This is a genomic window from Methylobacterium sp. J-048, from assembly GCF_022829515.1.
GTDB lineage: Bacteria > Pseudomonadota > Alphaproteobacteria > Rhizobiales > Beijerinckiaceae > Methylobacterium.
Genome location: NZ_JAKSYL010000019.1, coordinates 1 through 24,009 on the forward strand (window position 1 = coordinate 1; position 24,009 = coordinate 24,009).

The 24,009-nt window shown below is 71.0% G+C and carries 20 protein-coding genes; 16 read left to right on the plus strand and 4 right to left on the minus strand.

Annotated elements, in window-relative coordinates:
* Positions 1–640 precede the first annotated feature (640 nt).
* The 6 genes from hflX (at position 641) to MKL09_RS00510 (ending at position 6,944) form a co-directional block, all read left to right on the plus strand.
* Positions 641–2,062: a GTPase HflX gene (hflX, locus tag MKL09_RS00485; RefSeq protein WP_244016968.1), complete on the plus strand. Its 1,422-nt coding sequence runs from the start codon at positions 641–643 to the stop codon at positions 2,060–2,062.
* Complete coding sequence (locus MKL09_RS00490) at positions 2,062–3,384, plus strand: adenylate/guanylate cyclase domain-containing protein (protein WP_244016969.1); 1,323 nt, start codon at positions 2,062–2,064, stop codon at positions 3,382–3,384. Before hflX ends, MKL09_RS00490 begins: the two co-directional genes overlap by 1 nt.
* Positions 3,385–3,465: 81 nt before the next feature.
* On the plus strand, positions 3,466–3,702 hold the full coding sequence (locus MKL09_RS00495; RefSeq protein WP_244016971.1) for a hypothetical protein: 237 nt from the start codon (positions 3,466–3,468) through the stop codon (positions 3,700–3,702).
* Positions 3,703–3,839: 137 nt separating this feature from the next.
* Positions 3,840–4,727: a putative selenate ABC transporter substrate-binding protein gene (locus tag MKL09_RS00500; protein ID WP_244016973.1), complete on the plus strand. Its 888-nt coding sequence runs from the start codon at positions 3,840–3,842 to the stop codon at positions 4,725–4,727.
* A gap of 4 nt (positions 4,728–4,731) precedes the next feature.
* Entirely contained in the window at positions 4,732–5,406 is a 675-nt protein-coding gene (locus MKL09_RS00505; RefSeq protein WP_244016975.1) for an ATP-binding cassette domain-containing protein, read from the plus strand.
* Positions 5,403–6,944, plus strand: coding sequence for a PhnE/PtxC family ABC transporter permease (locus MKL09_RS00510; RefSeq protein WP_244016977.1), 1,542 nt, complete (start codon positions 5,403–5,405; stop codon positions 6,942–6,944). The genes MKL09_RS00505 and MKL09_RS00510 overlap by 4 nt, the downstream gene beginning before the upstream one ends.
* Before the next feature lie 19 nt (positions 6,945–6,963).
* Here the strand turns inward: MKL09_RS00510 and MKL09_RS00515 are convergent, their stop codons facing one another.
* Both MKL09_RS00515 and MKL09_RS00520 read right to left on the minus strand, forming a co-directional pair.
* Positions 6,964–9,213 (minus strand): TonB-dependent siderophore receptor, encoded by a 2,250-nt coding sequence (locus MKL09_RS00515; protein ID WP_244016979.1) that lies wholly within the window; start codon positions 9,211–9,213, stop codon positions 6,964–6,966.
* A 311-nt stretch (positions 9,214–9,524) separates the two neighbouring features.
* On the minus strand, positions 9,525–10,754 hold the full coding sequence (locus MKL09_RS00520; RefSeq protein WP_244016981.1) for an alpha/beta hydrolase: 1,230 nt from the start codon (positions 10,752–10,754) through the stop codon (positions 9,525–9,527).
* A gap of 254 nt (positions 10,755–11,008) precedes the next feature.
* Between MKL09_RS00520 and MKL09_RS00525 the strand changes: the two genes are divergently transcribed.
* On the plus strand, positions 11,009–11,182 hold the full coding sequence (locus MKL09_RS00525) for a hypothetical protein (protein WP_244016983.1): 174 nt from the start codon (positions 11,009–11,011) through the stop codon (positions 11,180–11,182).
* An 11-nt stretch (positions 11,183–11,193) separates the two neighbouring features.
* Here MKL09_RS00525 and MKL09_RS00530 read toward each other — a convergent pair whose 3' ends face one another.
* Both MKL09_RS00530 and MKL09_RS00535 read right to left on the minus strand, forming a co-directional pair.
* On the minus strand, positions 11,194–12,831 hold the full coding sequence (locus MKL09_RS00530; protein WP_244016985.1) for an acyl-CoA synthetase: 1,638 nt from the start codon (positions 12,829–12,831) through the stop codon (positions 11,194–11,196).
* Positions 12,832–12,981: 150 nt separating this feature from the next.
* Positions 12,982–13,542, minus strand: a complete 561-nt coding sequence (locus MKL09_RS00535) for a PAS domain-containing protein (RefSeq protein ID WP_244016987.1) — start codon at positions 13,540–13,542, stop codon at positions 12,982–12,984.
* Between the two features lie 373 nt (positions 13,543–13,915).
* Between MKL09_RS00535 and MKL09_RS00540 the strand changes: the two genes are divergently transcribed.
* From MKL09_RS00540 to MKL09_RS00580, 9 genes are all read left to right on the plus strand, one after another.
* Entirely contained in the window at positions 13,916–14,563 is a 648-nt protein-coding gene (locus tag MKL09_RS00540) for a ParA family protein (RefSeq protein ID WP_243939368.1), read from the plus strand.
* A complete protein-coding gene (locus tag MKL09_RS00545; protein WP_244016989.1) occupies positions 14,547–14,867 on the plus strand; it encodes a ribbon-helix-helix domain-containing protein in 321 nt (106 codons plus the stop codon). The genes MKL09_RS00540 and MKL09_RS00545 overlap by 17 nt, the downstream gene beginning before the upstream one ends.
* A gap of 511 nt (positions 14,868–15,378) precedes the next feature.
* The gene (locus MKL09_RS00550; protein WP_244016992.1) at positions 15,379–16,695 is read left to right on the plus strand and encodes a septal ring lytic transglycosylase RlpA family protein; all 1,317 of its coding nucleotides are present in this window, start codon (positions 15,379–15,381) and stop codon (positions 16,693–16,695) included.
* A 140-nt stretch (positions 16,696–16,835) separates the two neighbouring features.
* The gene (locus tag MKL09_RS00555; RefSeq protein WP_244016994.1) at positions 16,836–18,056 is read left to right on the plus strand and encodes a D-alanyl-D-alanine carboxypeptidase family protein; all 1,221 of its coding nucleotides are present in this window, start codon (positions 16,836–16,838) and stop codon (positions 18,054–18,056) included.
* Positions 18,057–18,066: 10 nt separating this feature from the next.
* Entirely contained in the window at positions 18,067–18,771 is a 705-nt protein-coding gene (gene tmk, locus MKL09_RS00560; RefSeq protein ID WP_244016996.1) for a dTMP kinase, read from the plus strand.
* 395 nt (positions 18,772–19,166) lie between these two features.
* Positions 19,167–20,222 (plus strand): DNA polymerase III subunit delta', encoded by a 1,056-nt coding sequence (locus MKL09_RS00565; protein WP_244016998.1) that lies wholly within the window; start codon positions 19,167–19,169, stop codon positions 20,220–20,222.
* 161 nt (positions 20,223–20,383) lie between these two features.
* The gene (metG, locus tag MKL09_RS00570) at positions 20,384–21,961 is read left to right on the plus strand and encodes a methionine--tRNA ligase (RefSeq protein WP_244017000.1); all 1,578 of its coding nucleotides are present in this window, start codon (positions 20,384–20,386) and stop codon (positions 21,959–21,961) included.
* A gap of 17 nt (positions 21,962–21,978) precedes the next feature.
* A complete protein-coding gene (locus MKL09_RS00575) occupies positions 21,979–22,773 on the plus strand; it encodes a TatD family hydrolase (RefSeq protein WP_244017002.1) in 795 nt (264 codons plus the stop codon).
* Positions 22,770–23,588: an MBL fold metallo-hydrolase gene (locus MKL09_RS00580; protein WP_244017004.1), complete on the plus strand. Its 819-nt coding sequence runs from the start codon at positions 22,770–22,772 to the stop codon at positions 23,586–23,588. The genes MKL09_RS00575 and MKL09_RS00580 overlap by 4 nt, the downstream gene beginning before the upstream one ends.
* The last annotated feature ends 421 nt before the right edge of the window (positions 23,589–24,009 follow it).

A 24,009-nucleotide genomic window follows, 5' to 3' on the forward strand; every position in this document is an offset into this window, starting at 1 on the left:
TCTCAGCCGCCATCGCCCCGGGCGGCGTGCCGATGCGGGGCGTGTCTCGGTGACGGGCGTGAGATCGGGCGGCAGTTTGCCCGGCGGGGTGCGGAAATGCCCCCGCGGCGACCCGTCTCTGGGCGTGACCCTGAGCAACCTGCGGACCCGCCCACTACGAGGCGGAGGTCGGGTGGAAGGCCACGGTGGCGATGCGGGTTCCGGGGGCGTGCTTGGCCTGCCAGTGCGGCTGGGCCGTCCCGCCTGGACCGCTAACGCGGAGTCGCGGGATCGGTGCGTCGCACAAGACATCGCGACGAGAAAGACGGCACCGGCCGGGGACCATGCCTGGTCGATGCCGCGGGTCGCCGCGGGGATCGGATCCCGCGCGTAACTGGCCGACACCTGGGTCCCCGCGGCGTCCCGCGTCCCTCGTGCTGGGTCATCTTGGGCCATGCCCCCGGCGCCGTTGGCGGGTGGGGACGATGACGCGTGTCCGCGGTCGGAAGGGGCGGGTTCAGGCACGAGAGCCGTCGGGCGTCCCGGAGCCGGATGAGATCGACGATACCCGGCATCTTGGCTGCGGTCGGCGCAATCCCCATGTCGAAACATCCGAGTTCTCGAACGAAGCTGCCGGCGCGCGGGCGGCGTTAAAGGTTGCATGAGCGAGACGTTGACGTCCGGCGAGGCCCGGCTCCAGGCACAGGCCGCGCCCGAGGGCGAGATCGCCGCGGCGACCCACACCCTGGTGATCGGGCCCTATCTGGCCCGCGGCGCGCCCGGGCCGGGGGGACCGGGCCACGCCGCCACCCAGCCGACCCGCTCCGTGGAGGCGCGCCTCGACGAGGCCACCGGGCTCGCCGCCGCGATCGAGCTCGACGTGATCGAGAGCCTCGCGATCAGCCTGCCGCGCATCCGCCCCTCGACCTATCTCGGCAAGGGCCGGGTCGAGGAGATCGCCGGGGTGATCCGCGCCCGCGAGATCGGCCTCGTGGTGATGGATTGCGCGCTCTCGCCGGTGCAGCAGCGCAACCTCGAGAAGGCCTGGGGCGCCAAGGTCATCGACCGCACTGGCCTCATCCTGGAGATCTTCGGGCGGCGCGCCTCGACCCGGGAGGGCACCCTCCAGGTCGAGCACGCGCACCTCGCCTACCAGAAGTCGCGGCTGGTCCGTTCCTGGACCCACCTGGAGCGCCAGCGCGGCGGCTTCGGCTTCCTGGGCGGCCCCGGCGAGACCCAGATCGAGGCCGACCGGCGGATGATCCAGGAGCGCATGACCCGGATCGAGCGCGACCTCGACGCGGTGGTGCGGACCCGCGGCCTGCACCGGCAGAGCCGCGCCCGGGTGCCGTATCCGATCGTGGCGCTCGTCGGCTACACCAATGCCGGCAAGTCGAGCCTGTTCAACACCCTGACCCGGGCCGAGGTCACCGCCAAGGACATGCTGTTCGCGACCCTTGACCCGACCGCCCGGGCGACCAAGCTGCCGCACGGCGAAAACGTGATCCTGTCGGACACGGTGGGCTTCATCTCCGACCTGCCGACCGCCCTGATCGCCGCCTTCCGGGCGACCCTGGAGGACGCGATCGAGGCCGACGTGCTGCTGCACGTGCGCGACGTCAGCCATGTCGATTCCGAGGCCCAGGCCGAGGATGTCGGCGACGTGCTGCGCGAGCTCGGCATCGAGACCACGGCCGAGCGGATCATCGAGGTCTGGAACAAGTCCGACCTGCTGGACGAGGACGAGCGCAACCGGCTGATGAACCTCAGCGGCCAGGCCAAGGCCCGCAACGACCGCGACAGCGACGCGCCGGTGCTGGTCTCGGCGCTGACCGGGGAGGGGCTGTCGGCCCTCACGGCCCGGATCGAGGCGCGGATCGGCCGCCACCGGACGAGCTTCGCGGTCTCGCTGCCCCCCGAGGACGGGGCCGCGCTCAACTGGCTCTACGAGAACGCCGAGATTTTGGACCGGCGTGCGGAGGCCGACGGCACCCTGCACCTCGCGATCCGGATCGCCCCCGAGAAGGAGCCCCGCTTCCTCAACCGGTTCAGCGCGGCCCGACGCCTCGACCGGGGCGCGTGATGGCCTCGGGCGGCGCCCGGACACCGCCGCTCCCCGCCGCCCGGATCGCTGGGGACCGCGCCGCGCGCAAGGCGGAGACGGGCCAGGACGATCCGGCCGTGCTGCGCGCCATGCAGGCGGGCGGCGGGTTGCGGCTGCTCGGGCTGCGGATCGTGATCGTGCTGGTCCTGCTGATGGCGGCCCAGGCCTATGACGGCTCGCTGCACGCCTTCAGTCACTGGTTCATCCTCGGCCTCTACGGCGTCGGCACGGTCTGGTTCGGCCTGGGGGAGCGGGGCGGCGGCCCGGCGGCGGCGGTCTACAGTTGGGCCGGGACCCTGCTCAATGCCTGGCTCGCCGTCTACGTGATCATCGAGCACATGCTGGCCGGCGGCGAGGCAGCCCTCGGCGCCGACGCGGTGAGCCGCCTGCCGGCCTTCCTGCTCCTGCTCCAGACCGGCCTGAGCATGCGGGTCGCTCACACCCTGCTGTTCTGCGGGGTGGTGACGGCCTGCTGGACCGCAGCGTTCCTGGTCGGGCTGGCCTGGCCGGCGCTGTTCCCGGGGCCGGATTCCTTTCCGACCGCGCAGATCACCGGGCTCGCCACCTTCGTGGCGGCCGGCCTCCTGGTGATCGACGGCATGACCCGCCTGCGGGAGGCTGTGACCCGGGCGCTGCGCATGGAGCACGAGCGCGCCCAGCTCGCCCGGTTCGTGCCCGACACGGTCGCCCTCGACCTCGCCGCCGAGGATGCGGGTTCGACCATGGGCGTGCACCGGCGCCACGCCTGCCTGATGGTGCTCGACATCCGCGGCTTCTCGCGGCTCAGCCGGGAGCACCCGCCCGAGGCGATGGTGACGGCCCTGCTCGCCGTCCGGGCCGCCGCGCAGGCCGCGGTGGCCGAGCAGGGCGGGCTCGTCGACAAGTATGTCGGCGACGCGGTGCTGGTGCAGTTCGTGGTCGGCCGCCCCCGGGCGCAGGCCCGGGCGGCGCTCGCCTGCGCCCTGTCGATCCACGACCGGATCGCCGCCCTCAACGCAGCCCGGGCCGGGGAGGGGCTGTTCACCCTACGGGTGGTGGTCGCCCTGCATGCCGGCGACCTCCTGGTCGGCGTGTTCGACGACGGGGTGCGGGCCGAATACACGGTGCTGGGCCCGGCGATGAACGCCCTGTCGCGGATCGAGGCCCGGGCCAAGGCGGCCGAGATCGAGATCGGCGCCTCGGGCGATTTTTTGGATTTGCTCGGGGGGCCGCTGCCGCCCCGCATCCGGGTTGTCCCTGTGCCCGACGCGCGCGACGCGCAGCCTGCCCTGTTCGCCATCGTGGAGACGCCGGCCGCCTGAAGGCCAAGACCGTCCCGGAACATGCGCGAGACCGATCCGTTCGGTCGAGGCGGCGCAGGGTCGCGAAGAGACAGAGAACCCATGAACAAGATCCTCCTCGGCGCGACGCTCGCCCTCGGCCTCGTCCTTGGCGCCGCCAGCCCCAGCCTCGCCGCCCCGGGCGACGGCCTCGACCGGAACGCCGCCGCCACCGGCAACAGCAATTTCGGCGGCATGCACCGCGGCGCCCGGATGTCCTCCCGGGGCGTGATGCGCAGCCGCCATCACATGATGCGTCGGCACCATCGCCACCCCATGATGCGCCGCCACGCTCTCTGAGTTTTTGGGGATCCCGTGCCTGCGCGACCCACATGCAGGCACGGGACCGGCGCCCGCGGGTGCCGGGAGCGGCGGCGTCTGCTAGGCAAGGTCCGGATTCGATGCGCCGAAGACGGGCGCGATGCGGTGGGGGATCCATGCCGGGATTGGGACGGGTCGGGCGGTTCGCCCTGGGATGTCTCGCTCTGGCGCTTGGCACGGCCGCGCAGGCTGAGGAGAAGCCGGTCCCGCCCCTGGTCTTCACCGGCATCCCCGACCAGGACGAGAGCCGCCTGGTCGAGCGGTTCGGCAAGGTCGCGGCCTATCTCGAGGCCAAGCTCGGCGTGCCGGTGCGCTACATTCCGGTCAAGAGCTACCCGGCGGCGGTCACCGCCTTCACCAACGGCCAGGTGCAGCTCGCCTGGTTCGGCGGCTTCACCGGGGTCCAGGCCCGCCGGGCGGTGCCGGGCTCGCAGGCCATCGCCCAGGGCGCCGAGGATGCGGCGTTCAAGACCTACCTGATCGCCCATGCCGGGAGCGGGCTGGAGCCGACCAGGGATTTTCCGAAGGCCATCGCCGACAAGGCCTTCACGTTCGGCGCCCGGGCCTCGACCTCCGGGCGGCTGATGCCGGAATACTTCATCCGCGAGGCCTTCCCGGGCAAGAATCCCGAGCAGGTGTTTTCCCGGGTCGGCTTCTCCGGCGACCACAGCCGCACGATCCAGCTGGTGCAGTCCGGCGCCTTCGCGGCCGGCGCCGTCGACTACGCGGTCTGGGACCTCGACACCAAGGCCGGCAAGGTCGACCCCAAGGCGGTCTCGGTGATCTGGGAGAGCCCGACCTTCCCGGATTACCAATGGACCGTGCGCGGCGATGTCGACCGGACCTACGGCGCCGGCTTCACCGAGAGGCTCAAGGGCGCCCTCGTCGGCGTCACCGACCCGGCAATCCTGGAGCCGTTCGGGCGCTCGAAGTTCATCCCGGTCACCAACGCCGCCTACGAGCCCCTGGTCGAGGTCGGCCGCTCCACCGGCCTGCTGGACTGAGGCGGTGCCGGACGGATCCCGGGCGGCGATCGTCCTGGCGAACGCCTCCGCCGCCTATGGCGGGCGCACCGTGCTGTCCGGCATCGACCTGACCGTGCGGGCGGGCGAGCGCGTCGCCCTGCTGGGCCGCTCGGGCGCCGGCAAGTCGACCCTGATCGGCCTGATCCAGGCGCAGGCGCCCGAAAAAGTCGCGCTGGTGCCGCAGGCGGCCGCCCTGGTGCGGACCCTGTCGGTGTTCCACAACGTCTATATGGGCCGGCTCGACCGGCGCTCGACCCTGCACAACCTCCGCACCCTGGTCCGCCCGGCCAAGGCCGACATCGCCGCCATCGAAAAGATCCTCGGCCGGGTCGGCCTGGCGGACACGATCTGGGCGAAGGCCGGCGAACTGTCCGGTGGCCAGCAGCAGCGGGTCTCGGTGGCCCGCGCGCTCTACAACGGCCGGCCGGTGCTGGTGGGCGACGAGCCGGTCTCGGCCCTGGACCGCCAGCAGGGCGCGCGGGTGCTGGCCGAGATGGCGGAGCGCCACGAGACCCTGATCGTGGCGCTCCACGACGTGACCCTGGCGCTGGCCCAGACCGACCGGATCGTGGTGCTGGAGGCCGGCCGGATCGTCCTCGACGCGCCGGCGAAAACCCTCGATCCGGCGCGGCTGAGTCCCTTCTACGAGGCCACATGATGCGGCTCGCAGCTCCGCGGCCCGGCTACGCGGCGGTGAGCCGCTGGTTCCTGGCGGCTGCGCTCGCCGGCCTGCTGGTCGCGGACCTGCACGTCACCACCCTGCACCCGTTCGCCGACCTCGCCCGCCTGCTCGACGGCCTGGTCCGGCCCGACTTCGTGTCGGTGGAGGGCTGGAGCGTCGTCTACACGGTGGCCTTCGCGGTTCTGGGTGTCGGGCTCGGGGCCGGGACCGGCCTGCTGCTGGCGATCCCGTTCGCCCGCTCACGGACCGTGCGGCTCACCTGCGCGGGCCTGCGCGCCGTGCACGAGCTGTTCTGGGCGCTGCTGCTGATGCAGGTGTTCGGGCTCTCGGCCGCGACCGGGGTGCTCGCCATCGCGCTGCCCTACGCGGGCATCTGCGCCAAGGTCTATGCCGAGATCATCGAGGAGGCCGATCTCGCCGCGCTCCGGGTGCTGCCCGCGGGCACCGGCGCGGTCTCGGCCTTCCTGTACGCCCGCCTGCCCGAGGTCGCCGGGCGGCTGCGCGACTACACCCTCTACCGGCTCGAATGCGGCCTACGCTCCAGCCTGGTGCTCGGCTTCATCGGCCTGCCGACCATGGGGTTCTATCTCGAATCCGCCTTCCGCCAGGGCCGCTACGCCGAGGCCGGGGCGCTGCTCCTGGTGTTCTACGGGCTGATCGGCACCCGCCGGCTCTGGATCCGCGGCTGGACCGTGCCGCTCCTGCTCGTCGCCGCCCCGCTGGCCCTGCCCCCGGCGATCGGCCATGCGGCGGTGGGGCCGAGCCTCGCGCGCTTCCTCGGCCACGACATCGTACCGGCGCCCCTGCGCGGCGCGGTGCTCGCCGATCCTGAGACCTGGGTGCGGCTCTGGGCGTGGCTGCGCCCGATCCTCATGGACCAGATCCTGCCGGGCACGATCCAGACCCTGATCCTGGCGCAGATCGCCCTGGCGGCCACGGCCTTGGGGGCATTGCTCCTATTCCCGCTCACCGCCCGGCGCTTCGCCGGGCCGCTCGGACGGCCGCTCGGCCGGGTGCTTCTCGTGGTTGTGCGCTCGACGCCGGAATACATGCTGGCCTATTGCGCCCTGCAGCTGCTCGGCCCCTCGATGCTGCCGGCGATCCTCGCGCTGGCGCTGCACAATGCCGGGATCGTCGCCTACCTGATGGGCCGGCACGCCGACGCGCTGCCCTACCGGGCCGACGCGCCCACGGGCCTGAACCTCTACGCCTACGAGACGGTGCCGCGCCTCTACGGCCAGTTCCTGGCCTACCTGCTCTACCGCTGGGAGCTAATCCTGCGCGAGAGCGCGATCTTCGGTATCCTCGGCGTCACGACGCTGGGCTTCTACGTCGACGCCGCGATCTCGGAGCTGCGCCTCGACGTGGCCGTGGTGCTGATCGCCGCCACCGCCGGCGTGACCGTGGCGGTGGACGCCCTCTCCCGGGGCCTGCGCCGGTCGCTGCGCATCGACACCCTGCCGACCCGGCTGTCCGGGCCGCCGCCCGTGGCCGGCGCGCCCGAAGGGGCTTAAGTTTCGCGAGGCGGCTGCCTCACCACTTGTAGCTCAGGCTCGCGGTGACCCGCCGCGCCTCTCCGTAGAAGCAGGCGTTGATCGACGTGCAGGACGAGACGAAGCGCTTGTCGAAGATGTTGGCGGCGTTGATGGCGAACCGCCAATTGCCGCTGGTGTAGTGCACCAGCGTGTCGAACAGCACGCGCTCGGGCACCTTCAGCGTGTTGTCGGTCGTCGCGAAGGAGGACCCGACGTAGCGCACACCGCCGCCGAAGCCGAAGCCCGCGAACTCGCCCGTGGGGATCGTGTAGTCGCCGAACACCGAGGCGAAGGTCTGCGGCACGCCCGCCGGCGTCCGGCCGACATTGTCGCCCTGCTCGATCTTCAGGTCGTAGGTCGTCACCGAGGCGACCACGTTGAGTTCGGGCGTGATGCTGGCCGTGAGCGAACCCTCGAAGCCCCGCGAGCGCGTCAGCCCGAGCTGGAGCGAGTTGTTGACGTTGCTCGGGTCGGTGGTCAGCGAGTTGTTGAGCGCGAGGTCGAAGAACGCGGCCGTGACGAAGATATCCGTGCCCGGCGGCTGGTACTTCACGCCGGCCTCGTATTGCTCGCCCGTGGTCGGCTTGAACGGCTGGCTGAAGGCGTTGGTGCCCACCTGCGGGTTGAACGAGGTCGCGTACGAGACGTAGGGCGCGAGGCCGAAGTCGAAGTTGTAGATCAGCGCGAAGCGCTCGGTCGCCGCGTTGGCGTTCTGGGTCGTGCGTGAGATCGGGCTGGCGAGCTTGTTGTTGACCTCGTTGGTGGTGAAGTCGCCGCGGCCTGAGGCGATCAGGGTCAGCTCGGGCGTGAGCTTGATCTGATCCTGCACATAGATGCCAGTCTGCTGGAACTGGTCGAAATTGACCAGGTAGGGCGTGACCGGACCGGCCGGGCTGACGAAGTTCGGCGCGGCCAGATTGAACGGATCGACGCCGAAAAACGTGCCCTGGTTGTCGTTCAGGGTGAAGTACTTGTAGTCGACGCCCATCAGGAACGTGTGGCCGAACAGGCCGTCGCTGAACCGCGCGACCGCCTGCGTATCGACGTTGAGCTGACGCGCCGTCGAGGCCGCCTGGAAGCGATAGCGGCTGAGCTGCGTCTGCGTGGTCGGATCCAGGTAGCCGATGCCGCCGCTGAGCGAGTTGTCGTAGGATTGCGAGATCGCGTAGCGCGCGTTCTGGCGCACCGTCCAGACGTCGTCGAACACGTGTTCGAACTCGTAGCCGATGAAGGCCTGCGTGCGCCGGTACCGGTCCTGGATGTTGTCCTGGGTGTTGTACGAGCGCGGAATGCGCAGACCCTCGGCCTGCGGGCGCACCGTGCCGTAATAGGGCAGGAACGCGTTGATGCGGCCGGTCTCGTCGTGCTGGAAGCTCGACAGGATCGTGAAGGTCGTGGCCCCGTCCGGCTTGTAGGTGAAGGACGGCGCGATGTAGCCGCGATTGTCCTCGACCCCATCGACCTGGGTGCCGCCATTCCGCCCGATGGCGGTCAGCCGGTAGAACCAGTGCCCCTCCGCATCGGCCGGGCCGCCGAGATCGAAGGCGAAGTATTTCTGGCCGAAGGAGCCGCCGCCGGCCTCGATGTAGTGGAGCGGGTCGAGGGGTGGGCGCTTGCTCACAAGGTTGACGACGCCGCCGGGATTGCCGGCGCCGAACAGGACGGCGGCGGGCCCGCGCAGCACCTCGATGCGTTCCAGGCCGAACGTCTCCAGCTGAAAGCCGCCGAAGCCGAAGTTCAGAAGCTGCAGGCCATCCTTGTACAGACCGGTATCGTTGGTGGTGAAGCCGCGGATCAGGAAGAAGTCCTGGCGCGTGTCCGGTCCGAAGGGACTGCCGAACACGCCGGGCGCGTACTGGATCGCCTCCGAGACCGATTGGGGCTTCTGCGCGTCGAGCTGCTGGCGCCCGATCACGGTGATCGATTGCGGCGTCTCGATCAGGGGCGTGTCGGTCTTGGTGGCGGTGAGCGAGCGCTTGGCGACGAAGCCGGTGATCGGGCCGCGCGGATCCTCGCGCACCGGGCCGGTCCGGTTCGCGCCGCCCTCTCCGGTGACGCTCAGCTCCTCGAGCTGCACGCTCGACTGCGCGGTCTGGCTGCCGAGGCTGTTGGCGCGCGGACGCGGCGGCGTCGCGTCCTGGGCCAGCGCCGGCACGGCCTGCGCCAGCACGGCGAGGGAGGCGCCGGCGAGGAGGGCGCCGACGAAGCGCGTGCGTAGGGCGCCGGAACGGGGGTGGATGACTCTCATCGGACTGAACCCTGTGCGACCCTGCGGCCAGCCGCCCGCGTTCGCCGGGGGCCGTCCCGGCGGGGCTGTCCCGCTCTTTAGAACTGTGATAAACTGCTGTTATTATTCAGCTTTCTGCCACACGCAGTACGTGCAGCCAGGCTTGGCCGCAAGCGGGTCACGAGCAGAAGGCGAGGGCTGTTGCGGTTTCGACACGCAGCGTTAGAGGCGCCCGTGGGGTGGCACGGGAGCGGGCAGGGCGCTGCTGCGAAGGGGCGGCGGAGATGCCTGTGGACGCCGCCGAACGGGCCGCGGCGTCCAGTCCCAGAACACTACTTCACGCGGGTCCCGAGCCAGGCGGCCACGGCGTCCGCCACGGCATCGCTGTTGGTCTCCAGCATCACCATGTGGCCGTTGCCGCGCAGGCCCTGATCGGCCAGCCGGATCGCGTCGGGCTTGGCGCCGGCCTGGGTCAGGAAGGCAGCCGTGCAGGCATCGTAGGTGGCGTGGAACGAGGCCTCGGCGGTCACCACCGCGGTCGGCACCTTGGCGAGGTTCGGCAGGGTCCGGGCGGGCTCGGCCTGCAGCCAGCAGCGGATCTGGCCCTCCGGCACTTTGGAATCGGCACCCTTGTCGGCACCCTTGGCCTGCTGCGCCACGATCAGATCCTCCGGCGCCCTGACCGGCGGATCGAAGGTCAGCGGCATCCGGGTCAGCCCGTAGGCGCGGGCGCGGCCGTCGCCGGACTTCTCCCAGAACTCCTTGCCGCCGCGGAACTGCACGTCGAAGAAGGGCGGACCGTTCGGCTCCACGGTGACATGGGCCTTCACCAGGTCGGGCCTCGCATCCGAGGCGGCCCAGCCGAACAGGGCGCCCTGGCCGTGGGTGAGCAGGATCGCCGGCCCGATCTTCTCCAGGAGCGCCACCAGGGCCGGGTCGACGAGCTCTTCCGTCTGCTGGCTGTTGGCCAGGAACGGGACTTGGCTGGCGAAGAACTGGTCGAAGCCGGCATTACCCTGCACGCCGGGGCCGCCCGGCCATTGGGTGTGGAGCTTCGCCTGCGGGAACAGGTCGTAGACCTCCGGGGCCGTATAGGTCTTCTCGAGGCCGCGGGTACCGAGCCGGTCGTAGGGCCCGTAGACCTCCGGGTTGGTGCCCGAGCGCCCGCGCCCGACCTGGTCGACGACGTAGACCTGATAGCCCTTCTCGACGAAGCGCTGCACCCAGCCCGGCCGGCCATCGGCGGTGGCGAGGTAGTTCACCCCGGTCTGAGCGAGCCCGTGGACCATCACCACCGGGTAGGGCTGGGTGATCCGGGCGGGCGCCCGCGATTGCACGAACATCTGGCCGACCATCACGGTCTTGTCGCCGAGCTTTTGATACCGGCCGCCGATGTAGAAATAGCCGGCCCGGGTGACCGGCTCCGGGGCGGGCTCCGGAGCCGGTTCCTGGGCCCGGACCGGCCCCGCCGCCAGGATCGCGGCCTGAACGGCGAGCACACCTCCCAGAACGCAGCCGGCGATGCCCGCCGCGATGCCCCCCGAGATCCCCTTGCCGGCCATACGTCTCTCTCCCGGATGCGATCCCCGCATCGGGCGGCCTTATTGCGGGAAACGGGGCGTTCGGCCAGCACCTCCGGTTGACGCAGGAGCCGGTTCCGACACCGAGAGCCCGAACCCAGACGCATGCCAGGCCCATCACGGCGACGCTGGTGAAACCGCGGCCGCACGCCCACCTTCCGGTTATCGCAGGCGCCGTGATCGGCGCCCCTCGCCCGGAGAGCCCGCGGCGAGACCCCAGTCAAGGACGTCACGCCGTGGACCCCGCTACCGCCAAGATCCTGGTTTCGGCCGCTCTGGTCGCCTCGATCGGTCTTTTCAGCCTCGTGTCGATCCAGGCCTTCATCGCCCAGATCGCGGCCGATCTGCGCGCGGCCAAGTCCGTGCGCGTGCCGGTCCACGCCGAGCGTCGGCAGCCCCCGCAGGCCTGACCGGTCCCACCTCAGGTTCCGTCCTGGCGGGCCCGCTCGCGCAGGATGAATTTCTGGACCTTGCCGGTTGAGGTCTTCGGCAGCTCGCCGAAGATCACGTGGCGGGGCAGCTTGTAGGCAGCCAGCCGCCCCCGGCACCACTGGATCAGCTCGTCGGCACTGGGCGTCGCCCCCGGCTTCAGCTCGACGAAGGCGCAGGGCGTCTCGCCCCACTTGGCGTCCGGCTTGGCGACCACCGCGGCGGCCGAGACCGCCGGGTGCTTGAACAGGGCGTCCTCCACCTCGATCGACGAGATGTTCTCGCCCCCCGAGATGATGATGTCCTTCGACCGGTCCTTGAGCTGGACGTAGCCGTCCGGGTGCTTCACCCCGAGATCGCCGGTGCGGAACCACCCGCCCTTGAACGCCGCCTGCGTGGCCGCCGGGTTCTTGAGATAGCCGCGCATCACCACGTTGCCGCGCATCATCACCTCGCCGATGGTCGTGCCATCGGCAGGCACCGGCGCGAGGGTCTCCGGGTCGCGCACGTCGAGGGCCTCCAGGACCGGGTAGCGCACCCCCTGGCGGGCCTTCTTGGCCGCGCGCTGGTCGGCCGCCAGGACGTCCCAATCGGCGTTCCAGGCATTGACCACCGCCGGGCCGTAGCTCTCGGTCAGGCCGTACAGGTGGGTCACGTCGAACCCGGCCTCCGACATGCCGGCCAGCACCGCCTCGGGCGGCGGCGCCGCGGCGGTGAAGAACGCCACCCGCCGGGGCAGATCCCGGCGCTCGGCGTCGGGGGCGTTGATCAGCAACTGCATCACGATCGGCGCCCCGCAGAGATGCGTGACCCCGTGCTCGGCCATCAGCCGGTAGAGCGCCTCCGCCCGGACCTGGCGCAGGCAGACATGGGTGCCGGCCACGATCGACAGGGTCCAGGGGAAGCACCAGCCGTTGCAGTGGAACATCGGCAGCGTCCAGAGATAGACCGGGTGCTGCCCGAGCCCGCCGGTGATGACGTTGCCCAGCGCCAGCAGCGCCGCGCCCCGGTGGTGGTAGACCACGCCCTTCGGGTCGCCGGTCGTGCCCGAGGTGTAGTTCAGCGTGATCGCGTCCCACTCGTCGCCGGGCAGCTGCCAGTCGTGCTCCGGGTCGCCGCCCGCCAGGAAGGTCTCGTAATCCGTCTCCCCGAGCCGCGCCCCCGGCCCGTCATACTCCGGATCGTCGACATCGATCACGAAGGGTTTTTGCTCCAGCCCCTCCAGCGCCGCCGCGGCGGTCTTGGCGAATTCGCGGTCGGTGATCAGCACATTGGCCTCGCCGTGCTCCAGGCAGAACCGGATCGCGGCGGCGTCGAGGCGGGTGTTGAGGGTGTTGAGCACCGCCCCGGTCATCGGCACGCCGTAGTGGCACTCGATCATCTCGGGGGTGTTGGCGAGAAAAGCCGCCACGGTGTCGCCGCGACCGAGCCCGTGGCGCGCCAGCGCCGAGGCCAGGCGGCGGGCGCGGGCGTAGAGGTCCCGGTAGGTGCGCCGCAGGGGTCCATGGATCACGGCGACCTGCTCGGGGAACACCCGGGCCGCCCGGTCGAGATAGAGCAGGGGGGTCAGCGGCTGGTAATTGGCCGGCACGCGGTCGAGATCGCGGTCGTAGATCGTGTCGCGGGCCATCGGCGTCCTCCCGGCAAGATATTGCCGGGACAGTAGCTTGTGGGCGCGGACTCGATCAATCGCGCTCCGCCGGGTCCCTGGTGGAGCACCTCACCATTGGGCGTGCTGGCTCCGCATTCGAGGGCGCCGCGGGTGTTCCGTGAGCGGCCCTCAGTGGCGCGGCTCGTCTTCTGGCTCGGGCAAGAAGCTCGCGAGCTCGAAACCGATCTCGATCATCAGGCGCTCGATCTGCTCGACCAGCACCGGCCGCTGCAGGGCATGGGCGAGGTCGCGCAGGGCGATGACGTGCTCGGCCATCCGGTTTACGACACGCTCGCTCTGCACGAGATTCGCCGTCTGCTCTTCGGTCCGGTCGATGGCGATGCCGCGGCCCTGCATCGTGCGGCCCGTGGGATCGCGGTCGATCCGGCCGCGCATCAGCAGGGTGCGGACGCCGCTGCGGGTGTCGCGGGTGCGGAACTCCGCCTCCAGGGTGCCGCCGGTCTCGGACACCGCGTGCAGGTAGCTCTCGACCCGGATGCGATCCTCCGGATGGGTGCGATCCAGGAACACCGCCAGGGACACGCCGGTGGCCGCCGCCACCGGGTCGAGGCCGAGCAGCCCCGCCAGGGAGGCCGAGAGCGCCAAGCGGTCGGCCCAATGATCGTGGACCCACGTACCGACCACGCCGGACGCGTCCAGGACGGATTGCGGAATCAGGGCTTCGACCATGCCATTCCTCGCCGGAGTGTCGCACGCAACGAAACCTGAGGTTATCCAATCCATCGCAGTTCCGGTGCCGGCAAGTGCAACGCTACGGTATCCAACCACGGCTGAAAAGGCCGTTCAGGGATTGGACACCACAAATGCTAACCTGAAGTTTAGGCTACGCGGCATTGTCCACATTCTGTCAGGATCGTACGGAGACGCCGATCGTCCTTAACGGGTCATTAACCATACCGGCCGCAACCTGCCGCACGACATCCTTGGGTCACAGGATCGCGGCAGCCCGTGATCCTGTACCTGAGGTTACCCGGCGCGGGCGCGGCAATCGGGATTGCGCGCGCCCCGGCGGTTGCGCAGGGCCTTCTGGAGGACGCCCAGGATGAAAGCGATCACCTTCGTCACGCAGAAGGGCGGCAGCGGCAAGAGCACGCTGTGCATCTCCCTGGCGGTGGCCGCCCGGGAGGCGGGCCACACGGTCTGCATCCTGGAGATGGACCGCCAAGCCACGATCTCGGATTGGCTCGACCACCGCACCGCCGACGGTCCCGAGGTCGCGCAGATCGACGCGACGCAGATCGACGCCGTGATGGAGCGCCTGCGCGAATCCGCCTACGATTTCGTGTTCATCGACACGCCGGGAGTCGATTCCACCGGCACGCTTTCGGCGATCCGCGCGGCCGACCTGTGCATCATCCCGTGCCGGCCGACGCCGGCCGACCTGCGGGCGTTCAAGCCGACGCTCGCGGCGGTCTACCGGCTGGAAAAGAAATTCGCCTTCGTGCTGAACCAGACCCCGCCCCGCTCCTACCGGGTCCGGGACGCGGCCGACGGGCTCGCCGTGCTCGGCATCCTGCCCGACGTGAACATCGTCGCCCGCACCGACCACCAGGACGCGATCGGCCTCGGCCAGGGCGTCACCGAGTTCAATCCCAAGGGCCAGGCCGCCGGGGAAGTCCGTCGCCTCTGGGCCTGGATCGAGCGCCGCACGCAGTCGCTGAGGACGGGCCAGCATGTCCAGGCCGCCTAAGCTCAGCCTCGCGGCGATCGTCGCCTCGGCGAACCCGCCGGACCGGCGCGCGGCCCGGCCGCAGGGCGCCGAGATCGTGACGCTGACGCTCGCGCCTCCGGCGGCGAAGCCGGCCGCCACGCTGAAGCAGCGCGCCCGGCAGATGTCGGTCTACCTGGAGCCGCCGGTCTACGACCAGCTCCGGGACCTGGCCTATGCCGAGCGGACCAAGATGCACGCCCTGATGCTGGAGGGGCTCGACCTGCTGTTCAAGCAGCGCGGCGCCCGCTCCATCGCGCAGCTCACCGACACCCAGCCCCGCTGAACCCGGCAGGGCGCCGCCCTGCCCCCCGCATAGGGTGTTCGAAGAGTTCGTACTGACAACAACCCCGTCATCCCGGGGGCCGCGGGATGACGAGGTGGAGGCCGATGGGTCTTCGGACATCCATCTCCCGCTTCCGTGCCGTCCCTTCGGCAGCCGCCCGGGCTAAGGATGCGCCCAGGCCATCAGGCCGGTCCTGCGCAGTCTCGACCGATCGGCCCCGCTGGCGAGGGTCCTTGCGGGCAGCGCAATCCGAAGACCTCGCGAGCGCCCGGCCTTAAACGTCTGAAACCGAAACCGATGATATGTCAGTGCTTTACTGGCAAATCCTGACGTAATGCGCGATGTCTGGAGCTGCGGGGGCTGCACGTCCTGAACCGCGATAGCCGGCGTCGTTCAGGCTTCCTTTACGAGACCGCTACAATTCTGGGTGGACCGGCTGAGCCCAGTGGCGCGGCCGGTGCCGGTCCGTTTCCCGGCCATGGTCCCGCGTCGCGTTTTGGTGATCCCCGCTATGGTGCGCACGACCCTTCCCCGGCCTGCGCGCCTCGCCCTGCGGCTGCTGGCCGTCTCGGGCGTGGCCCTGGCCACGGCCAACTGCGCCACCACCCCCCAACAGCAGAAGCTCGCTGCCGGCAACGGCATCGACCCGAAATACGGGGTCAAGGCGAGCCCGCGCCTCTACAACGAGGGCGACGTGATCCCGAAGGGCGGCGGGCGCCGCTACACCGGCAAGCCCTACGTGGTGGCGGGCCAGACCTACGTGCCCAAGGAGGATCCCCGCGGCTACGTGCGGGAGGGCCTGGCCTCCTGGTACGGCTCGGCCTTCCACGGGCGCATGACCGCCAACGGTGAGGTGTTCGACCGCCACTCGATCGCCGCCGCCCACCCGACCCTGCCGCTGCCGAGCTACGCCCGGGTGACCAACCTCGACAACGGCTCCTCGATGATCGTGCGGGTCAACGACCGCGGCCCCTACCATGCCGGCCGCGTCATGGACGTCTCCGAGGAGGCGGCCGAGGCCCTGGGCTTCCACCGCCGCGGCACCGCGCATGTGCGGGTCGAGTATGCGGGCCGGGCTTCAGTCGCCGGCAGCGACGACCGCAAGCTGCTGGCCAGCCTGCGCACCGACGGGCAGCCGGCCGGCCGCTCGACCGTGATGATGGCCGATCTCGGCACCGCATCCACGCCTTCGGAGGAGCCGGAGCGCTACGCCCGCTCGGCCCCCGAGCCCCTGGCCTTCAAGCCGCCCCCCGAGCGCGCGCAATCCGACGAGGCCCCGGCGCCGCGGCCCGAGCGGCCGGCCCCGGTGCGCGCCCCGATCGTGCTGGCCTCGGCCGCCATGCGGGTGCCGGCAGCCGTCCAGCCGACCGCCCAGAAGGTGCGGGATTTCCGCCCGGCACCGATCCAGGTCGCCGAGCACAAGGGCGCCGAGCACGGGGGTGCGGGCGTGAAGGTTGCCGGCCTCAATCCGGCCTCCGGTCAGGGCTCGGCGCAGGCAAGCGGCCACGGCGCGGCCCCGAAGCCCACCGCCGTCGCCCTTCGTGCGGCCCCCGGCCCGGGCCGGCCCGGCGCGCCCGCGAAATTCGCTGCGGCCGCGCCCGCCGCGCTGCCGCCCGCGTCCAAATCCGCCCTGGCGCATCTCGCCTCCGCGGCGGCGCCGGCCAGGGGCCCGGCCGCAATCCCCGCCAAGGCTGCGGCCTCCGCCAAGGGTCCGGCGCCGACCAAGGTCGCCACCGCCGCCAAGGCACCGGCCCAGGCGAAGGCCGGGGGCCCGGCCAAGACGGCGTCGACCGGCGCCGGGCATGCACGCCTGGCCGGGATCTACTGAGGCCGGCCCAGGCGCGCGCCGTTCCCGCAATGCGGCATTTCGCGTTCGATCCCGCGTCGAAACCGTAATATGGTCACGCTTGTTATCCGGATACGGTTGGCGTTCTTCCAATCGGACGGCAGGCGTGGGACGGAACGGTGATGCGCAGGACCCTTCTCACCCTTCTCGCGGCCGCCTGCGCGCTGGGGGCGGGCCTCGCCGGCGCGACCGCCCAGAGCTTCCAGACCGCGGCCCCGCACGCGATCCTGATCGACGCCGATTCCGGCTCGGTGCTGTTCGAGAAGGCCGCGGACGAGCGGTTCTCCCCGGCCAGCATGGCCAAGCTGATGACCACCGACATCGTGTTCGAGGCGCTGAAATCCGGCCGCCTGTCGATGGACACCGAGTTCACCGTCACCGAGGACGCCTGGCGGCGGGGCGGGGCGGGGGGCGGCGGCTCGTCGATGTTCGCGCAGGTCAACAGCCGCATCAAGATGGCGGACCTGCTGCGCGGCCTGATCGTCCAGTCGGGCAACGACGCCGCGATCACCATCGCGGAGAACATGGCGGGCACCGAGGAGGCCTTCGCCGGGCTGATGAACCAGCGCGCCAAGGAGATCGGGCTGACGAACTCGACGTTCCGCAACGCCACCGGCTACGCGGCACCCGACCAGAAGGTCACGGCCCGGGACATGGCCAAGCTCGCCATCCACATCATCGACACCTACCCGGACCTCTACAGGATCTTCGCCGAGAAGGAGTTCACCTGGAACAAGATCCGCCAGCAGAACCGCAACCCGCTGCTGGCGCTGGATATCGGCTCGGATGGGCTCAAGACCGGGTACCTGGAGGAATCCGGCTACGCCCTGACCGGCTCGGCGGTTCAGAACGGCCAGCGCCTGGTGCTGGTGGTCTCCGGCCTCAAGACCGCCCGGGACCGGGCCGCCGAATCGCGTAAGCTGATGGAATGGGGGTTCCGCGCGTTCGAGCCCCGCCAGATCTTCGCGGCGGGCGAGACCGTGGCCGAGGCCTCGGTGTTCGGCGGCCAATCCGGCTCGGTGCCGCTGGTCTCGAAAAAGCCGGTGCGCGTGCTGTTGCCCCGCGGCTCCAGCGACCGGGTCAGCGCCAGGGCGGTCTATACCGGGCCGCTCGTGGCACCGGTGGAGGAGGGCCGGCAGGTCGGCACCCTGCGGATCCAGCGCGGCGACACCGTCGCCCTCGACCAGCCGCTCTTCGCCGGCGCGACGGTCGAGCCCGGCACCCTGTCGCAGCGGGCGATGGATGCGGCGCTGGAATTCGGCACCGGCCTCGTCCGCAAGGCCTTCGACCGGGTCGGCAAGAAGGACGCGAAATCCGGCGACCGGGCGGCCGATCCGACGTGATGGTTCGCCCGTGATCGTGCCACGCTTCGAAGAGCCCGCGCGGGGAGCCTTCATCACCTTCGAAGGCGGGGAGGGCGCCGGCAAGTCGACCCAGATCGCCCGCCTGGCCACGACCCTGCGGACGCGCTCGGGGCGGGAGGTCTGCGTGACCCGCGAGCCCGGGGGCTCGCCGCGGGCGGAAGAAATCCGCTCGGCCCTGCTCGGCGGCGTCGCCAAGCCCTACGGCCCCTTCGCGGAGGCGCTGCTGTTCTGCGCGGCCCGGATCGACCATCTCGACCGGCTGATCCGCCCGGCCCTGCGCCGGGGCGAGATCGTCCTGTGCGACCGCTTCATCGACTCGACCCGGGCCTACCAGGGCGCCGCCGGGGGGCTCGACCCGGGAGTGATCGCCACCCTGGAGCGGGTCGTGGTCGGCCCGACCCGGCCCGACCTGACCCTGATCCTCGACCTTCCGCCCGAGGCCGGGCTCGCCCGCGCGGCCGGGCGCGCCGCCGGGACGGGGCAGGGGGCCGACCGGTTCGAGGCCGAGTCCCTCGCCTTCCACACGCGGCTGCGCGAGGCCTTCCTGGCGATCGCCCGGGCCGAGCCGCAGCGCTGTGCGGTGATCGACGCCGGCCGCGATCCGGATTCGGTGGAATCCGCGATCCGCGCCACCGTGGCGTCCCGCCTGCCGGGCCTGCTGCCGCTGAAAGGAAGCCGCGGCGACGCCGCCTGAGACGCCGAGCGTGGGTTTGCGCAGCGTCTCGGCCGGTCTATATTCGGGAGTGGGCTCGGCGGAGCTACCCGCCGATCCCTGGCATTCACCCGTTCGGGTGTAGCCAACCCCAGATCAGCGGGTGGACGGCGAGGCGGAGGTGCAAGCTCCACTCGCCGTTTGCTGTTCTGGAGAATGCCAGAGAGAGAACCATTCTCTGCACTCCTGGCCGCATCCGGCCGCGTGCGGCCTTCGCGGAGTAGGTTGGTGAGGCCCACCGTGCGAGGCCGGCGTGATTCGGCCCCGAGGCGGTGGGCGCCGCCGTCCCGTCTGTGTAAACCGTGCGAAACGGGGACTTCAAAGATCCTGCCGCCCCGTGCCGGGTGGTCAGGCCTTCGCGCGATGAGACAGGCCGCATGAGACTGGCAGACCGCGCCGCCGACGACGTCGAGCCCGGCGACCTCCCCGGCATCCCGCGCCCGCGGGAGACCCGGGCGCTGGTCGGCCACGAGGCCGCGGCCGACGCCTTCGGGGTCGGGATCGCGGCGGGGCGCCTGCACCATGCCTGGCTGATCGGCGGCGCCCCCGGCATCGGCAAGGCGACGCTCGCCTATCGGGTCGCCCGCCGCCTGCTCGCCTATCCCGAGGGCGGCGGGCCAGCCGGGCTCGATGTGCCCGAGGACAACCCCGTCGCCGGCAAGGTCGCGGGCCTGTCGCACCCGAACCTGGTCGCCCTGCGCCGCCACCGCACCGCCGGCGCCAAGGCGCTGCCGACCAAGATCTCGGTCGACATGGTCCGCCGGGCGCTGGACCTGTTCGCCTCGACGGCCACCGATTCCGGCTGGCGGGTCTGCATCCTCGACAGCGCCGAGGACCTGAACGCCAACGCCGCCAACGCCCTGCTCAAGGTCCTGGAGGAGCCGCCGCCCCGCGCCCTGTTCCTGATCCTGACCCACCAGCCCGGGCGTCTGCTGCCGACGATCCGCTCCCGATGCCGGGTGATGATGCTGCGCCCCCTCGCGCCCGAGGCGGTCGCCCGGGTGGTGCGCGGGTTGCCCGAGCCGTTCCCGCAGCCCGACGAGGCCGCCCTGGCCCGGGCGGTCGCCCAGTGCGAGGGCTCGGTCGCCCGGGCGCTGGCGATGCTCGATCCGGTCACGGCCGGCCTCGTCGCCGAGGTCGAGACCCTGCTGACCCGGGCGCAGACGCCCGATTGGGGCCGGGTGCTCAAGCTCGCCGAGACCCTGGCCGGGCGCGACGCCGAGGCGCGGTTCGAGGCCGCCCAGGACGCGGTCCTGCGCTTCGTCTCGGCCGAACTCGACCGCCGCCGGGACGAGCCGCCCGTCCGCCTCGCCGCCCTGGTCGAGGTCGCCGAACGGTTCGGCCGCGCCGCCCGGGAGGCCGCGATCTACAATCTCGACCGGCGCCCGGTGGTGCTGTCCCTGTTCGGCGACCTCGCCGAGGCGGCCTCGTAAACGCTGCGCGCACCCGGACGACCAGAGCTCCGCCCTGGACCCGCAAAAGGTCCCGGACCTTTTGAATCCATGATCGTCCGCGCTGCGGCGGCGGTTGCGTCCCCGCCGCTGCCGCGCGACAACGCGGGCAGCTTTTCGCGATCATCCGGAACACCAAAGACGTGACGTCCAACGCCCCGGCGCACTCCAAGAAAACCTTCGGCCTCTCGACCGCGATCTCCTACCCCAACGGCGCGCCGCATATCGGCCACGCCTACGAGGTGATCGCCGCCGACGCCATCGCCCGCTTCCACCGGCTGGACGGCTACGACGTGCTGTTCTCCACCGGCACCGACGAGCACGGCCTCAAGATCCAGCAGGCGGCGACCCGGGCCGACACCAGCCCGCGCGCCTATGTCGACGGCACCGCCGCCCGCTTCCAGGCGATGGCCGACCGGATGGATTGCGCCTACGACCGCTTCATCCGCACCACCGAGCCGGGCCACTACGAAGCCGCCCAGGAGATCTGGCGGCGGATGGAGGCCAACGGCGACATCTACCTGGACACATACGCCGGCTGGTACTCGGTGCGCGACGAGGCCTATTACGACGCGGCCGAGACCCGCCTGCTGGAGGATGGCAGCCGCCGCAGCCTCGCCACCGACACGCCCGTGGTGTGGATGGAGGAGGAGAATTTTCTGTTCCGTCTCTCCGCCTACCAGGACCGGCTGCTGAAGCTCTACGAGGACCAGCCGGACTTCATCGGGCCGGAAACCCGAAAGAACGAGGTGGCGAGCTTCGTCCGCTCCGGCCTCAAGGACCTCTCGGTCAGCCGCACCAATTTCGACTGGGGCGTGCCGGTGCCGGGGCATCCGAATCACGTCATGTACGTCTGGGTCGACGCCCTGACCAATTACCTGACCGTCACCGGCTTCCCCGACGCGGAGAATCCCCGAAAAAAATTCTGGCCGATGGACCTGCACGTCATCGGCAAGGACATCGTCCGCTTCCACGCGGTCTACTGGCCGGCCTTCCTGATGTCGGCCGGGCTGCCCCTGCCCAAGCGCGTGTTCGGCCACGGCTTCCTGCTCTCCAAGGGCGAGAAGATGTCGAAGTCGCTCGGCAACGTGCTCGACCCGTTCGAGCTCGCCGACACCTACGGGGTCGATCCGGTGCGCTACTTCGTGCTGCGCGAGGTGCCGTTCGGCGGCGACGGCAGCTACAGCCACGACGCGATCATCGGCCGGATCAACGCCGACCTCGCCAACGACCTCGGCAACCTCGCCCAGCGCTCGCTCTCGATGGTGGCCAAGAACTGCGACGGCAAGGTGCCGGATCCCGGAACCCTGGACGAGGCCGACCGCGCCCTCCTGGCGCTCGCCGACGCGCTGCCCGACACGGTGCGCGGCCTGATGGGCGATCTCGCGCTCCACACGATCCTGGCCGAGATCTGGGCGGTGGTGGCCGAGGCCAACCGCTACTTCGCCGGCCAGGAGCCGTGGAAACTCCGGAAGTCCGACCCGGCCCGGATGAACGCCGTGCTCTACACGACGCTCGAAGCCCTGCGGGCCTTCGGCATCCTGGTCCAGCCCTTCGTGCCCACGGCAGCCTCCACGCTCCTGGACCTCCTCGCCGTGCCGGCCGACCGGCGCAACCTCGCCGATCTGGGGGAGGGCGGCCGGCTGGTGCCCGGCACCGCCTTGCCCGCCCCGGCCCCGGTCTTCCCGCGATTCGAGCGGCCCGAAGCGCCGGCCGCCTGACAGCGATCCGAGACACGATGCTGATCGACAGCCACTGCCACCTCGATTTCCCGGACTTTTCCGCGGACCTGCCCGGCGTGATCGCCCGTGCCCGAGACGCGGGCGTCACCGGCATGCTGACCATCTCGACCCGGGTCGCCCGGGCCGAGACCTACCGGGCGATCGCCGAGGCGCATCCCGAGATCTGGTTCACGATCGGCACCCATCCGGACGGGGCCGGCGAGGAGCCGGATGTGCCCGCCGAGACGATCGCCGGCATCGCCGACGCCCATCCCCGCTGCGTCGGGATCGGCGAGGCCGGGCTCGACTACCACTATCCCGACGGCGCCCCCGAGGCCGTGCAGGAGCGGGTGCTGCGCGCCCATATCGCGGCGGCGCGCCTGTCCGGCCTGCCCCTGGTCATCCACGCCCGGGACGCCGACGACCACATGGAGCGGGTGCTCACCGATGAGATGGGCAAGGCGCCGTTCCGGGCGGTGCTGCACTGCTTCTCGTCGGGCCGGCGCCTCGCCGAGGTCGGGATCGAGCTGGGGCTCTCGATCTCGTTCTCCGGCATCGTCACCTTCCGGCGCTCGCACGCGCTCCGCGACATCGCCCGCAGCGTGCCCCGCGACCGGATCCTGGTAGAGACCGACGCGCCGTTCCTTGCCCCCGAGCCGCATCGCGGGCGCACCAACGAGCCGGCCTACACGGCCGACACCGCCCGGTCGCTGGCCGAGACCCTGGGGCTCTCCGCCGAGGACTTCGCCCGGATCACCACGGCGAATTTTTTCGCCCTGTTCGACAAGGCCAAACCCAGGGACGCGGCATGATCGATCCGGGGCCTGCGCCGGCGAGCCTGACCCTGCGCATCCTCGGCTGCGGTTCGTCCGGCGGGGTGCCGCGGGTCGCCAGCGGCTGGGGCGCCTGCGATCCGGAGGATCTGCGCAACCGCCGCCGCCGCTGCTCGATCCTGGTCGAGCGCGTGTCCGGAGCAGGGCGGACCACGCTCTTGGTCGACACGTCGCCCGACCTGCGCGAGCAGCTCATCGACGCGAAGGTGCAGCGCCTCGACGCCGTGCTCTACACCCACGCCCATGCCGACCACACCCACGGCATCGACGACCTGCGCCCCCTGGTGATCGCCATGCGCGGGCGCATCCCGGTCTATGCCGACACCCTGACCCGGTCGCTGCTGACCACGCGGTTCGGCTACTGCTTCGAGACGCCGCCCGGCAGCGCCTACCCGCCGATCCTCGACCTGCGCGATCTGCCCGCCGAGCTGCGCCTCGACGGGCCGGGCGGGCCCCTCACGATCGAATCGCTCCCGGTGGAGCACGGGACGGAGGCGGCCCTGGGCTTCCGGTTCGGCCAAGCGGCCTACGTGCCCGATGTCAGCCTGATCCCGGAGCCGAGCCTGGCGCGGCTCCATGGGCTCGATCTCCTGATCATCGACGCTCTGCGGGACACGCCGCACCCGACGCATTTCTCCGTCTCGGATGCCCTCGCGTTGATCGACGTGGTGAAGCCCCGGCGGGCCGTGCTCACCAACCTCCATACCGATCTCGACTACGCGGCCCTGGCCGCGCGCCTGCCGGAGAACGTGGTACCGGCCTATGACGGCATGAGCCTGAGCCTCGACGCCTGAGCCTCGACGCCTGAAGCCCGGCTTGGGGGAGGGAGTGAATCGGGCGTCACACCCCTGTCGTCGCCGGAGTCCAAGAAAATCGGCTCCACCCCGGAACAACCCTGTTGACGGCCCGGGTCGGCCTGCGTATACCCCTGGTCATCGGCGCCGGCCGCGGAAGTGGCCCGGGCGCTGACGCATCTTCTGACAGGATCGGCGGTTGGCCGGCGGGTTGGCCGTGCGATTGGCTGTGTTTGTCCGATGCTGGCTTCGGGGTCGGGTCCGCTTCGGTGGTTCGGCTACGGGGTGGACAGGGGGATCGGCGGGCTCTAGACGCCCTCCACCGCTGAGGCGGCCTACCGAACGGCCTGGCCTGTATCACGGTTCGCCCAGTCGGACAATCGGGTGGTGGGGGTGTCCTGCTCGGCTCGTCGTCGCGGCT

Bases quoted from the DNA above. Each gene is read 5' to 3' on its own strand.
- MKL09_RS00540 (WP_243939368.1), top strand. From the start codon at position 13,916: ATGAAAGCGATCACCTTCGTCACGCAGAAGGGCGGCAGCGGCAAGAGC.
- MKL09_RS00500 (WP_244016973.1), top strand. From the start codon at position 3,840: ATGCCGGGATTGGGACGGGTCGGGCGGTTCGCCCTGGGATGTCTCGCT.
- MKL09_RS00530 (WP_244016985.1), bottom strand. From the start codon at position 12,831: ATGGCCCGCGACACGATCTACGACCGCGATCTCGACCGCGTGCCGGCC.
- MKL09_RS00555 (WP_244016994.1), top strand. From the start codon at position 16,836: ATGCGCAGGACCCTTCTCACCCTTCTCGCGGCCGCCTGCGCGCTGGGG.
- hflX (WP_244016968.1), top strand. From the start codon at position 641: ATGAGCGAGACGTTGACGTCCGGCGAGGCCCGGCTCCAGGCACAGGCC.
- MKL09_RS00520 (WP_244016981.1), bottom strand. From the start codon at position 10,754: ATGGCCGGCAAGGGGATCTCGGGGGGCATCGCGGCGGGCATCGCCGGC.
- MKL09_RS00545 (WP_244016989.1), top strand. From the start codon at position 14,547: ATGTCCAGGCCGCCTAAGCTCAGCCTCGCGGCGATCGTCGCCTCGGCG.
- MKL09_RS00535 (WP_244016987.1), bottom strand. From the start codon at position 13,542: ATGGTCGAAGCCCTGATTCCGCAATCCGTCCTGGACGCGTCCGGCGTG.
- MKL09_RS00550 (WP_244016992.1), top strand. From the start codon at position 15,379: ATGGTGCGCACGACCCTTCCCCGGCCTGCGCGCCTCGCCCTGCGGCTG.
- MKL09_RS00510 (WP_244016977.1), top strand. From the start codon at position 5,403: ATGATGCGGCTCGCAGCTCCGCGGCCCGGCTACGCGGCGGTGAGCCGC.
- MKL09_RS00575 (WP_244017002.1), top strand. From the start codon at position 21,979: ATGCTGATCGACAGCCACTGCCACCTCGATTTCCCGGACTTTTCCGCG.
- MKL09_RS00565 (WP_244016998.1), top strand. From the start codon at position 19,167: ATGAGACTGGCAGACCGCGCCGCCGACGACGTCGAGCCCGGCGACCTC.
- MKL09_RS00515 (WP_244016979.1), bottom strand. From the start codon at position 9,213: ATGAGAGTCATCCACCCCCGTTCCGGCGCCCTACGCACGCGCTTCGTC.
- MKL09_RS00495 (WP_244016971.1), top strand. From the start codon at position 3,466: ATGAACAAGATCCTCCTCGGCGCGACGCTCGCCCTCGGCCTCGTCCTT.
- MKL09_RS00490 (WP_244016969.1), top strand. From the start codon at position 2,062: ATGGCCTCGGGCGGCGCCCGGACACCGCCGCTCCCCGCCGCCCGGATC.
- MKL09_RS00580 (WP_244017004.1), top strand. From the start codon at position 22,770: ATGATCGATCCGGGGCCTGCGCCGGCGAGCCTGACCCTGCGCATCCTC.